The following is an 11040-nucleotide window of genomic DNA, read 5'->3' on the forward strand; positions in this document are numbered from 1 at the left end:
CTAGCGCCGCACATTGCGCGCGCCTTTGCATGCGAGCCCGTACTGGGTGGCGGTGCAGTCGAGCTGCACGCACTTGGCCGCGTGATAGCCGGCGGCACGGCAGAGCCTGAGTGTTTCCGCAAGCGGCGCGGTGCGGCCGGGTTTGTCGATGGCGGACTTGACCTTGAGCTGCGCAGCCGCCGATGCAGTCCGGGATCGCGGCGCCGATGCGCGCTTGCGTATCCGATCGGGAGCTGATGCGATGGCCGGCGGGGCTTCCTGGCTGCCGGCCTGCGGCGGTGGGAGGGCAGCAAGGAGTGGCGGCGCGTCGGCTGCCGCTGCCGTCGCCGCCGCTGGCTGTGTTGCCAAAGCTTGCTGTGCATATTGCGTATCGCTGGCCTGGGCATGCGCGGCGGGCGCAGGCATGGCGTGGCGCGCCGGGATGGGCGCCCTGGCCAGCACGGACAGCGATTGCTCCACCTTGCTCTCCTTGTACAGCCACAGACCGGCGCCGCCCACGGCGAGCGTGGCGAGCAAAATTGCCGTTCCCGCAGCGGCTCGCCGGCCCCAGCGTGCGAACCAGTGCGGCGCCTCTTCCGGTTGCGAATAATCGGGCGCCGCCGGCGCGCGCCAGACGGGTGGATCATCCGCAGGCCACGGATCGGAGATCGGAGGGGGCGTTGCCCATGCTCCGGCATCCGATGTTGCGGCCTCATGCGCGGCGTGGGGCGGCGCAGGCGGATGGCTGTCGCCTATGTCTTCCTGCAGCTGGGCTTTCATTCCTCAAACCTGCCAATCTGATATCGATCAAAGATACTAGCGGATCTGCGGCGGCAGTGGTGCGCGCTTGCGGCGGTGTGTTAGTGTGTTGAAATAAATCTATAAAAAGGAGCAAAACCATGTGGAAGCAGAGCTTGGCGGTACTGTGCGGATTCCTGGCCTTCTCCTCGTTGCCGGCTGCGGCCCAGAGCGATCCCGAGCTGGCCAAATCGCTGGGCGGCAATGAAATGGGGATGAAGAAATATGTGCTGGTCATCCTGAAAACCGGCCCCAACAAGATGCCGGCCGGCGCCGAACGCGACAACATGTTCAAGGGTCACTTTGCCAATATGCAGCGCCTCGCCGACGAGAAGAAGCTGGCGCTGGCCGGCCCGCTGGACGGCGTGGACGGCTGGCGCGGCGTGTTCGTGATTGCCACCGATAATATCGAGGAAGCGAAGAAGATCGTCGCCACCGATCCTGTCATCATCAACGGCGAAATGGTGGGCGAATTCCACGCCTTCTTTGCCTCCGCCGGCCTGATGGCGGTAGGTGATATTCACAAGAAAATATCCAAGCAAAAATAGGCGCCAAGGTGGCTGGTCGCCCGCGCGGAGTTTGATACGGCTCAAACTTGTCGGCAGCTTCCTGGCGCATTGTGACAGGAGCTTGCTTGACAAGGAGATGGGCATGTCCGATGCTGAAATTCCGGATGACCGCGCGCGACCTGGAGAAACGCATGTACTCCGCCGAGACAGAATTGGCCCTGATACGCGCCACCATGGCGACGAAGCAGGACATTGCCGAGCTGCGCGGCGAAATGAACGCGCGTTTTGCCGGCATCGAGGCCCAGCTGCCGCACTTCGCGACCAAAGCCGAACTGAAAGACGAGATCGACAAGCTGCGAACCTGGATGATAGGCGTCGCCATCGGCCTGTTTTTCTCGCAGGCCGGCATGAGCATCACCTTGTTCTTCCTGCTGAAAGAAGCAATTCTCCGCCATTAAGGTGGATGCGCTCCGCTATCCCACCACGTTGACCGGCTTGCCCGCCGCGAAAGCTTCGATATTGTCGATCAGCTGATCGGCCAGGATCTGCATGGCCTGCGTGCTGGCCCAGGCGATGTGGGGGGTGAGGATGAAGTTGGGCAGGTGCAGATTGAGCAGCACGTTGTCTTCCGGCGGCGGTTCCTTCACCAGCACGTCGAAACCGGCGCCGGCGATCACGCCGGTGGTCAGCGCTCCGGCCAGGGCCGCCTCGTCCACCAGTCCACCGCGGGCGGTGTTGATCAGCAGGGCGCTGCGCTTCATGCGCGCCAGTTCGGCCGCACCGATCAGATTGCGGGTCTGGTCGTTCAGCGGCGCGTGCAGGCTGAGCACGTCCGACGTCTCCAGCAGCTCGTCCCAGGACACATTCCGCACGCCGTCTTCCTCCACCGGCGTGCGCTTGTGCACGATGATTTCCATGCCGAAGGCGCGCCCCAGCCTGGCCACCGCCTGCCCCAGCGCGCCATAGCCCAGCAAGCCGAGCTTGCTGCCCGCCAGGTCGGCGATGGGGTGGTCGAACAGGCAGAATTTGTCGGACTTCTGCCATTTCCCGGCCAGCACGTCGGCCCGGTAGGCCAGCAGGTTGCGGCGCAGCGCCAATATCATGGCGAAGGTGTGCTCCGGCAGCGTGGCGTAGGCGTAGTTGCGGATATTGGCGACCACGATGCCGCGCGCCTTGCAGGCGGCCAGGTCGATGATGTCGGTGCCGGTGGCCGCCACGGCGATCATCTTCAGCTCCGGCAGCTGCGCCAGCGTGTCGGCGCGCAGCGGGACCTTGTTGGTGATGGCGATGGTGGCGCCGGCCAGGCGGCTGGCGGCATCGGCCGCTCCGGTGGCGGCGTACTCGGTCCAGCTATGGCTGAAAACGGGCCGGCGCACATTGGCGATCAGGCTTTCGCGGTCGAGGAAGACGATGTTGTGCGAATTGTTCATTGGGCGGCCTGCTGGCTGGATAGGAGGTTGGGCGTGGTGCGGATGCGCATGCCGGGGTGGGCGGCGAAGTGCTCGGCCACCCACTCCACGAACACGCGCACCTTGGCCGACAGGTGGCGGTTCTGCGGATAGACTACATGAATCGGGATGGGGTCGGTAATCCACTCGTCCAGCACCTGGGTCAGGCGGCCGGCGCGCAGATGCTCCTCCAGCGCGAAGTCCGTCATCTGCACGATGCCCAGCCCGGCCACGCCGGCCGCCACGTAGGCGTTGCTGTCGTTGAGCGCGATCACGCCCGGCAGCGGCATCTGGATGCGCTCGCCGTTCAGCGTGAAGTCCCAGTCGTAGATCTTGCCGGTCTTGGAGGAGAAATAGTTGACGCAGCGGTGGCGCTCCAGCTCGCGCGGGTGCCGCGGCACGCCGTAGCGCGCCAGGTAGGACGGGGCGGCGCAGGTAACAAAGCTGAGTATCCCGATCCGGCGCGCGATCAACGCCGAGTCGCCCAGCAGGCCGCCGCGCACGGCGCAGTCCACGCCTTCTTCTATCAGGTCCACCGGGCGGTCGCTGCAGCCCAGTTCCAGGGTGATGTCCGGATAGCGCTCGAAGAAGTCGGGCAGGGCGGGGATCAGGATTTCGCTGGCCAGCCCGGTGGGCGCGTCCACCCGCAGCCGCCCGCTGGGGCTGAGCTTGGTGCGCGACAGCGACTCCTCGGCCTCGCGCACGTCCGACAGGATGCGCAGGCAGCGCTCATAATAAGCAGCCCCGTCGGCGGTGACGCTGATCTGGCGCGTGGTGCGGTGCAGCAGCTTGACCGCCAGCGCCGTTTCCAGGCCTTGCACCAGCGTCGAGACGCTGGCTTTGGGCAATTGCATGTTCTCGGCCGCGCGCGTAAAGCCGCCGGCGTCCACCACCTGCACGAACACTTCCATTGCTAGCAGTTTGTTCATCTATTTCCTTATTGTTCGGGATTCTGAACAATCAATTCGACTTCATCGTATTTATCGGATTGTAGATCAAGTTTATAGTTCATGCATGCGGAAATGTTACGCACAGCTACTAGGAGTTTTACCATGAAACATCGGGATGGAATCTTTGCAACGATCGCTTTGACGCTGAGTTCGTTCGCCTTGGCCGGAATGATGTACACCGACGCGTACTCGGCAGCGACCGGTACGGAGGTCCGTGGCGTCAACGCCTTGACCCACGAGGTCATCGGCGGTGGCCTGGTAGCCTCCGCAGACAGCGTGGACGGCACGACTTCTGCGGCGGTGCAGCAATGATGGAGCAGGCCCCATTGGCGTTGAAGACGCGCGATATCGAAGTAAGCGGCGCGCACGGCCCGCTGGCGGCGCGCTTGTACAGCGGCGCCTGGTCGGGCGCCGGCAAGCGCGATACGCTGATCGTCTTCTTCCCTGGCGGCGGTTTTGTCAGCGGTGACCTGGAGGAAGCCGACGAGTTCCTGCGCGGCCTGGTGAGCTGCGACACCGGCTACCTCGTGCTGGCCAGTAATTACACCCTCGCCACTGTCAGCCCTTTCCCGGCTGCGGTGGAGGACGCCCACGCGGTACTGCTGTGGGCAAAAAAGAATAAAACCAAGCTGGGCTGGAATGGCAAGCGCCTGGTGGTGGCCGGCATTGAAGCCGGCGCCAACCTGGCCGCCGTCAGCACGCTGATGTCGCGCGACCGCGGCGGCCCTGCGCTGTCCGGCCAGATCCTCATTATGCCCATGCTGGACCCGGGCCTGTCGAGCAGCTCCATGCGGGAGCTGCCGACATGCACCGACAAGGCCAAGGCGGCCGACGTGTGCGCCGCCGGCTACCGCGGCTACCTGCCCAATGCGGCGGACCGTACCCACCCTTATGCCTCGCCGCTGCAGTCGAGCCGGCTGAAGAATCTGCCGCCCGCGCTGATCCTGTCGGGCGAAGACGACCCATTACGCGATGAAGCTGAACAATACGGCAGCAAACTGATCTCCTGCGGGATCAAGACCACGGTGCGGCGCCTGCCTGCCGCGCCGGTTTCCGACGTCGAAGCGCGCAATGAATGCGCGTGCAAGGTGTTTGCGCTGAGCGAGATTGCCGGCTTTATCGCCGGACTGGACGGTGCGGAGTCCTGACCATGAATAACTAAACAAATAAGTTTACATATTATCTGCCTGCCAGTATATTTGTAAACCAGAGACATTCCATGCAGTAACAATTTTTCCGTGCCTCGTGCGCGGTAGGGCCGTCTTGTCCCTACGTTTTTGCAGTGGCGAGCGGTATCGCCGCATCTATTAAAATTTTTCATACAAAAAGGGATGAATATGAAAACCGAGAAAAACTTCACTGCCATGCTGCGTCCGCTGGCCGCCGCACTGGTCGTAGCAGGGGTGGCAGCCGTCAGCCTTGCAGGATGCGATACCGCCAATGGCAAGACCGCCGAAGCCCCAGCGGCCGGCGGCCCGCCGATCTCCGCCGCTGCCGTGGTGGAAAAAAGCGTGACCGAGACGCAGGAATTCTCCGGCCGCCTGGAAGCCATCGAGCGCGTGGAAATCCGTTCGCGCGTCAGCGGCTTCATCACCGCCGTCAACTTCAAGCCGGGCAGCCTGGTGAAAAAGGGCGACGTGCTGTTCCAGATCGACGCCCGTCCATACCAGGCTGAACTGAGCCGCGCCGAAGCCGCCGCGAATTCCGCGCGCGCCAAGGCCGACCTGGCCAAGCTGGAACTGGCCCGCGCCGAGAAGCTGCTGGCCGACAAAGCCATCGCGCAGCGCGAATACGACGAGAAATCGTCCAGCCTGAAAGAGCTGGACGCCAACGCCCGCGCGGCTTCCGCGCAAGCCGAAGCGGCCCGCCTGAACGTGGCTTACACCCAGGTGGTGTCGCCGATTAACGGCCGCGTCTCGAAAGCGGAAATCACGCTGGGCAACCTGGTGGACGCGTCCGCCGTGCTGACCTCCGTGGTCTCGCTCGACAAGATCTACGCCAGTTTCGACGGCGACGAGGACACCTATTTGCGCGTCGGATCGTCCGCAGCCAAGGGTCAGCCTGTGACCGTGAAAGTGGGCCTGGCCAACGAGACCGGCTTCCCGCACGAAGGCAAGCTGGAATTCGTGGACAACCAGCTTGACCCGCGCAGCGGCTCGGTGCGCATGCGCGCCACCTTCACCAACGCCGACAACGTGCTGGTGCCCGGCCTGTTCGCCCGCGTGCAGCTGGAAGGCGCCGGCAGCGGCAAGCCTGCGCTGCTGATCAACGACCGCGCCGTGGGCACGGACCAGAACCGCAAGTTCGTGTTCGTGGTCGGCGCCGACAGCAAGGCCGAATACCGTCCTGTCACGCTGGGTCCGCAAATCGACGGCCTGCGCGTGGTGCGCGACGGCCTGAAGCCGGGCGAGAAGATCGTGGTCAACGGCCTGCAGCGTGTGCGCCCGGGCTCCCCGGTGACCGCCGAAATCGTGAAGATGGACTTCGATCCGCTCGCGCCGGCGCCAGCCAAGCCAGAAGCCAAGAAAGATGAAAAAGTCGCTGCCGCCAGCACCAAGGCCGGCACCGCTTCGAAGTAAGAAATAAGAAGGAATAATCCATGAACTTTTCACGCTTCTTTGTCGATAAACCGATCTTCGCGGCGGTTCTATCGATCATCATTTTCGTCGGTGGATTGATATCCATCTTCAAGCTGCCCATCTCCGAGTATCCGGATGTGGTGCCGCCGTCCGTGGTGGTGCGCGCGCAGTACCCCGGCGCCAACCCCAAGATCATTGCCGAAACCGTGGCCGCGCCGCTGGAAGAGCAGATCAACGGCGTCGAAAACATGCTCTACATGACGTCGCAGAACACCTCGGACGGCGCGCTGGCGCTGACCGTGACGTTCAAGATCGGCACCAACGTCGAGCAGGCCGAAACCCAGGTGCAGAACCGCGTCCAGCGCGCGCTGCCGCGCCTGCCGGAAGAGGTGCGCCAGATCGGTGTGACGACGGTGAAGTCCTCGCCCAACCTGACCATGGTGGTGCACTTGCAGTCGCCTGACGGCCGTTACGACGACCTGTACCTGCGCAACTACGCCGTGCTGAACGTGAAGGACCAGCTGGCCCGCATCCAGGGCATGGGCGAAGTCCAGCTGTTCGGCTCGGGCGACTACGCCATGCGCGTCTGGCTCGATCCGCAGAAAGTCGCGGCGCGCAACCTGACCGCCGGCGACGTGGTCGCCTCCATCCGCGAGCAGAACGTGCAGGTGGCGGCAGGCGTGATCGGCCAGGGCCCATCGAAAGACGCGGACTTCCAGCTGACCGTCAACACCCAGGGCCGCCTGCAGACGGTTGAGGAATTCGGCAACATCATCGTCAAGACCAACGCCGACGGCGCTGTGACCTTGCTGAAGGATGTGGCGCGCCTGGAAATGGGCTCGAACTCCTACGCGCTGCGCTCCCTGCTGAACAACAAGTCCGCAGTGGCCATCCCTATTTTCGAAGCCCCGAACGCCAACGCGCTGCAGCTGTCCTCGGACGTGCGCGCCAAGATGGCCGAGCTGAAGAAAGATTTCCCGGAAGGCGTCGAATACAGCATTGTGTACGACCCGACCCAATTCGTGCGCGAGTCCATCGACTCCGTAATCCACACGCTGATTGAAGCGATTGTGCTGGTGGCGCTGGTCGTCATCATCTTCCTGCAAACCTGGCGCGCCTCCGTCATTCCGCTGCTGGCGGTGCCGGTGTCGGTAGTCGGTACTTTCGCCGTGATGATAGGCTTCGGCTTCTCCATCAACACGCTGTCGCTGTTCGGCCTCGTGCTGGCCATCGGTATCGTGGTCGATGACGCCATCGTGGTGGTGGAAAACGTGGAGCGCAATATCGCCAACGGCCTGACCCCGCGCGACGCCACCATCCAGGCCATGAAAGAGGTGAGCGGTCCGATTATCGCCATCGCCCTGGTGCTGTGCGCCGTGTTCGTGCCTATCGCCTTCGTGGCGGGCCTGACCGGCCAGTTCTACCGCCAGTTCGCGCTGACCATCGCCATCTCGACCGTGATCTCGGCATTCAGCTCGCTGACCCTGGCCCCGGCCCTGTCGGCAGCCCTGCTGAAACCGCACGACGCGCCGAAAGACGCGCTGACCCGCGGCATGGACAAGATCTTCGGCCGCTTCTTCGCATGGTTCAACCGCTTCTTCGGCCGCAAGTCGGACCAGTATGAAGTGGGCGTGAAGGGCGTGCTGCGCCGCAAATCGGCCGCCGTGGGCGTGTATGCGCTGCTGGCCATCGCCGCCGTGTTCATGTTCAAAGCCGTGCCGTCGGGCTTCGTGCCGGCGCAGGACAAGCAATACCTGGTCGGCTTCGCCCAGCTGCCGGACGCCGCCTCGCTGGACCGCACCGACGCCGTCATCAAGAAGATGTCCGCCATCGCCCAGGAAATCCCCGGCGTGGAAGCCAGCGTGGCTTTCCCCGGCCTGTCGATCAACGGCTTCACCAATGCGCCTAACTCGGGCATCGTGTTCACCACGCTCAAGCCTTTCCATGAGCGCAAGGACAAGAGCCAGTCGGCCGAAGCCATCGCCGCTGAAATCAACAAGCGCATGGGCGCCGTGAAGGACGCCTTCGTGATGGTGTTCCCGCCGCCGCCAGTCAATGGCCTGGGCACCATCGGCGGTTTCAAGATGATGCTGGAAGACCGCGGCAACGTGGGCTACGACGAACTGTATAAGGCCAGCCAGGCGATGCAGATGAAAGCATGGGGCAATCCGCAGCTGCAAGGCGTGTTCTCCAGCTTCCAGATCAACGTGCCGCAGCTGTTCGCGGACGTGGACCGCACCAAGGCCAAGCAGCTGGGCGTGCCGCTGGCGACCATCTACCAGACCTTGCAGATCAACCTGGGTTCGCTGTACGTGAACGACTTCAACCAGTTCGGCCGCACCTATCAAGTGCGCGTGCAGGCTGACGCCCCGTTCCGTTCGCAGGCCGAGCAGATCGCCCAGCTGAAAGTGCGCAACGACAAAGGCGAGATGATTCCGCTGTCGTCGCTGATGCGCGTGAAGGACAGCTATGGCCCGGACCGCGTGCAGCGCTACAACGCCTACGTGTCGGCCGACATGAACGGCGGCCCTGCGGCCGGCGTATCGTCGGGTACCGCGCAAGCCATCTTCGAGCAGATCGCCAAAGAGACTCTGCCAAAAGGGATAGCCTACGAGTGGACCGATTTGACTTACCAGGAGATCCTGTCCGGTAATACCATGATCTATGTGTTCCCTCTGTGCGTGCTGCTGGTGTTCCTGGTGCTGGCTGCCCAGTATGAAAGCTGGACCCTGCCGCTGGCGGTGATCCTGATCGTGCCGATGTCCATCCTGTGCGCCCTGATTGGCGTGAAGGTGACCGGCGGCGACAACAACATCTTTACCCAGATCGCCCTGTTCGTGCTGGTGGGCCTGGCCTCGAAGAATGCTATTCTGATTGTGGAATTCGCCCGCGAACTGGAAGACCATGGCCGCACCGTGCTGCAAGCCGCCCTGGAAGCCTGCCGCCTGCGTCTGCGTCCGATCCTGATGACGTCGATCGCCTTCATCATGGGTGTCGTGCCCCTGGTGTTCTCGAGCGGCGCAGGTTCGGAAATGCGCCACGCCATGGGTGTGGCGGTGTTTGCCGGCATGCTGGGCGTGACCTTCTTCGGCCTGTTCCTCACGCCTGTGTTCTACGTCCTGCTGCGCACCCTGGCCCAGCGCCTTGAGAAGAAATCCCCGGCCGACGCCATCGCGCCTGCCAAACTGGAAGGGACTCACTAATGAATATGATCGCTAAAGGCGTCGCGCCCCTGGTCGCAGCACTGCTGCTGACCGCTTGCGCCGCGCCCACTTTCAAACAGCCCGAGATCGCCGTGCCGGCCGCCTTCAAGGAAGGCCAGGCGCCCGTGCAGACCGCCGCCGACGGCACCCGCTGGAAGCAGGCGCAGCCCGCCGAGCAGCAGCCGCGCGGCGAATGGTGGCTGGCCTTCAACGATCCGGCCCTGAACCAGCTGATCGCCGAAGCCACCAAGGCCAACGCCAACCTGGCCGTGGCGGCCGCCCGCGTGAAGCAGGCGCGCGCCATCGCCGGCATCGCCGAAGCGGACCGCATTCCGCAAATCGGCGTGGGTGTGGGCGCCCAGCGCGCCCGCGCTTCGGCGCAGTCGCTGGGCCTGCCGCAAGGCAGCCCGGTGGCGCCGCAGACCAGCTACACCGCCAGCCTGACGGCCAGCTATGAAGTGGACCTGTTCGGCCGCGTTTCCTCCGGCGTGGACGCCGCGCGCAGCGACGCCGCTTCGGTGGAGGCGACCTACCGCTCGGTGCTGCTGTCCGTGCAGGCCGACGTGGCGCAGACTTATTTCCGTCTGCGCGCCACGGACGCCGAACTGGCCACGCTGGAGCAGACTGTGCGCCTGCGCCAGGAAAACGTGAAGGTCAACCAGCGCCGCTTCGACCTGGGCGACATCGGCGAATTCGACCTGTCGCGCGCCAAGACCGAACTGGCCACCTCGCGCGCCGAAGCCATCGGCCTGCAGCGCACCCGCGTGACCACCGAGCACGCACTGGCCGTGCTGCTGGGTAAACCGGCGGCCGACTTCACGGCCGGCGTGAGCCCGCTGCTGGACTCGTCGCTGCTGCCGGCCATCCCGGGCGGCCTGCCGTCCACGCTGCTGGAACGCCGTCCGGACATCGCTTCCGCGCAGCGCGCCATGGAAGCGTCCAACGCCCGCATCGGCGTGGCCCGCGCGGCCATGTTCCCGGCGCTGAACATCAGCGCCAACGGCGGCGGCGCGGCGGGCACGTTCTCGGACGTGTTCAAGTGGAGCAGCCGTTCGTGGGTGCTGGGCGCGCTGATGTCCATGCCGCTGATCGACGGTGGCCGCAACAAGAACAACGTGGTGCGCAGCGAAGCGGCGCTGGAAGAATCCGTCGCCAGCTACCGCCAGAGCGTGCTGACCGCGTTCGCCGAGGTGGAAGACAACCTGGCCGGCCTGCGCATCCTGTCCGGCCAGACCCAGGAAATCGACGACGCGGTGGTATCAGCGCGCCGCTCGGCCGACCTGGCGCAGAAGCTGTACGATGCCGGCCGTTCCAGCTATCTGGACCTGCTGGACGCGCAGCGCAACCTGGCCAGCGTGGAGCGCAGCGCGGTCCAGCTGCGCGGCAGCCGCGCCGTCACCACCGTGGCGCTGATACGCGCGCTCGGCGGCGGCTGGGATGCGGCGCCGCTGACTGTTGCCTCTAAGTAAGACGAATAGACCTTTACCGGTAGTATTGCCCTTTGACGGCGCCAGAGATGGCGCCGTTTTTTTTGTGCCGCGTGGTGGCGGGTTACGCGCTCGCGCGCTAACCCG

10 protein-coding genes are annotated in these 11040 nt (G+C 64.3%); 7 read left to right on the forward strand and 3 right to left on the reverse strand.

Features of this window, described 5'->3' with window-relative positions:
- Positions 1–759 carry a hypothetical protein gene (locus KT882_RS13670; protein WP_228896213.1) on the reverse strand — a complete coding sequence of 253 codons (759 nt, stop codon included), beginning with the start codon at positions 757–759 and terminating at the stop codon, positions 1–3.
- Between the two features lie 119 nt (positions 760–878).
- Between KT882_RS13670 and KT882_RS13675 the strand changes: the two genes are divergently transcribed.
- Positions 879–1325 carry a YciI family protein gene (locus KT882_RS13675; RefSeq protein WP_161073554.1) on the forward strand — a complete coding sequence of 149 codons (447 nt, stop codon included), beginning with the start codon at positions 879–881 and terminating at the stop codon, positions 1323–1325.
- Between the two features lie 110 nt (positions 1326–1435).
- On the forward strand, positions 1436–1744 hold the full coding sequence (locus KT882_RS13680) for a hypothetical protein (RefSeq protein ID WP_161073555.1): 309 nt from the start codon (positions 1436–1438) through the stop codon (positions 1742–1744).
- Positions 1745–1759: 15 nt separating this feature from the next.
- Here the strand turns inward: KT882_RS13680 and KT882_RS13685 are convergent, their stop codons facing one another.
- Both KT882_RS13685 and KT882_RS13690 read right to left on the reverse strand, forming a co-directional pair.
- Positions 1760–2716: a D-2-hydroxyacid dehydrogenase gene (locus KT882_RS13685; RefSeq protein ID WP_161073556.1), complete on the reverse strand. Its 957-nt coding sequence runs from the start codon at positions 2714–2716 to the stop codon at positions 1760–1762.
- A complete protein-coding gene (locus tag KT882_RS13690; protein WP_161073557.1) occupies positions 2713–3663 on the reverse strand; it encodes a LysR family transcriptional regulator in 951 nt (316 codons plus the stop codon). Before KT882_RS13690 ends, KT882_RS13685 begins: the two co-directional genes overlap by 4 nt.
- Positions 3664–3786: 123 nt before the next feature.
- On the opposite strand from KT882_RS13690, the gene KT882_RS13695 reads away from it, so the two are divergent.
- From KT882_RS13695 to KT882_RS13715, 5 genes are all read left to right on the forward strand, one after another.
- Positions 3787–3996 (forward strand): hypothetical protein, encoded by a 210-nt coding sequence (locus KT882_RS13695; protein ID WP_161073558.1) that lies wholly within the window; start codon positions 3787–3789, stop codon positions 3994–3996.
- The gene (locus KT882_RS13700) at positions 3993–4832 is read left to right on the forward strand and encodes an alpha/beta hydrolase (RefSeq protein WP_161073559.1); all 840 of its coding nucleotides are present in this window, start codon (positions 3993–3995) and stop codon (positions 4830–4832) included. Before KT882_RS13695 ends, KT882_RS13700 begins: the two co-directional genes overlap by 4 nt.
- Positions 4833–5021: 189 nt before the next feature.
- Positions 5022–6263, forward strand: a complete 1242-nt coding sequence (locus KT882_RS13705; RefSeq protein ID WP_161073560.1) for an efflux RND transporter periplasmic adaptor subunit — start codon at positions 5022–5024, stop codon at positions 6261–6263.
- Positions 6264–6283: 20 nt separating this feature from the next.
- Entirely contained in the window at positions 6284–9466 is a 3183-nt protein-coding gene (locus tag KT882_RS13710; RefSeq protein ID WP_228896214.1) for an efflux RND transporter permease subunit, read from the forward strand.
- On the forward strand, positions 9466–10935 hold the full coding sequence (locus KT882_RS13715; protein WP_228896215.1) for an efflux transporter outer membrane subunit: 1470 nt from the start codon (positions 9466–9468) through the stop codon (positions 10933–10935). Before KT882_RS13710 ends, KT882_RS13715 begins: the two co-directional genes overlap by 1 nt.
- Positions 10936–11040: the final 105 nt, after the last annotated feature.

Source organism: Pseudoduganella aquatica (assembly GCF_020865585.1).
Taxonomy (GTDB): Bacteria; Pseudomonadota; Gammaproteobacteria; order Burkholderiales; family Burkholderiaceae_D; genus Rugamonas; species Rugamonas aquatica_A.